This is a genomic window from Winogradskyella costae (assembly GCF_013403865.1).
Taxonomy (GTDB): domain Bacteria; phylum Bacteroidota; class Bacteroidia; order Flavobacteriales; family Flavobacteriaceae; genus Winogradskyella; species Winogradskyella costae.
In genome coordinates this window covers 1-1,240 of record NZ_JABFDK010000033.1, presented here as the reverse complement: position 1 = coordinate 1,240, position 1,240 = coordinate 1, and the positions used below count along the sequence as shown (strand labels likewise).

The following is a 1,240-nucleotide window of genomic DNA, read 5'->3' as shown; positions in this document are numbered from 1 at the left end:
ATAAAAAAGGAATGGAAGAAATGTGGGGTGAAACTAGCGTTACTGGTGATGCCTTAAAAAGTGGAAAAGCAAAGTTGTTCGATGAAGGCAACTACGGCATGTTTATTCATTGGGGTTTATTTTCAAACCTAGGTGGAGTATGGGAAGATAAAACTTATTACGGCATTGGGGAATGGCTAATGAGCAAACGTGTTGCCGATATCTCTCCAGAAGACTATATGGAAACGGCAAAAACGTTTAATCCTACGGAATTCGATGCTAAGCAGATTGCGCAATTAGCAAAAGATGCTGGTATGAAATATATTATCATTACTAGTAAGCATCACGAAGGTTTCGCAATGTTCGATTCTGAGGCGAGCGACTTTAATATTGTCGATGCCACACCATTTGGTAGAGATCCCATGCACGAGTTGTCTGCGGCATGTAAGGAATTAGGACTTGGATTCGGGTTTTATTATTCTCATAATCAAGACTGGACAGCACCAGGAGGTACTAGAGGTCCTGAAGTTGACGCGCAAGGAAACAAAATGGATTTTAAAGATTACTTCTATAATAAGTGTAAACCTCAAGTTAGAGAAATCTGTACCAATTATGGTGATATAGATTTCGTATGGTTTGATACTCCGGGAGATATGCCAAAAGAATACGTTGTAGAATTAGCCGATATGGTTAGAGAGTTACAACCAAATGCGATGATGTGTAGTAGAGTGGGGTATGGTATGGGAGATTATGCCAGTATTGGAGATATGGAAGTGCCAACTAGAAATGTTGAAGGCCTTTGGGAAACTTGTGATACAAACAACGATTCTTGGTCTTATGCTTGGTATGATAACAATTTTAAAAGCCCTAAGAAAATCCTTGGTCGCGTTATTGAAACCGTCGCTAGAGGAGGTACGTATTTATTTAATGTTGGTCCAGATAGTAATGGTGCTATTCCAAATATTGGAATAGAATTTTTACAGGAATCTGGTCGTTGGATACAAAAATATCCACAAGTTATTTATGACGCAGGCAGTTCTCCTTGGGGCTATGCATTACCTTGGGGAGATGTCACTACAAACGATGAATCTCTTTATTTATCTGTAAGTGAATGGCCAACGGATGGTAAATTATACTTACCTGGCTTGAAGTCTAAAGTAAAAAGCATTTCACTCTTAGATGGAAAAAAAAGCAGTCCGCTTAAATTTTCTAAGGCTAAAGATTGGTTAGTTATCGATGTGCCTTATAAAGCACCAGACGA

1 protein-coding gene is annotated in these 1,240 nt (G+C 38.9%); it reads left to right on the top strand.

From position 1 onward, the window contains the following. Positions 1-11: 11 nt before the first annotated feature. Positions 12-1,240 (top strand): alpha-L-fucosidase (locus HM986_RS17550; RefSeq protein WP_218841469.1); only part of this gene is annotated, 1,229 nt, incomplete at its 3' end.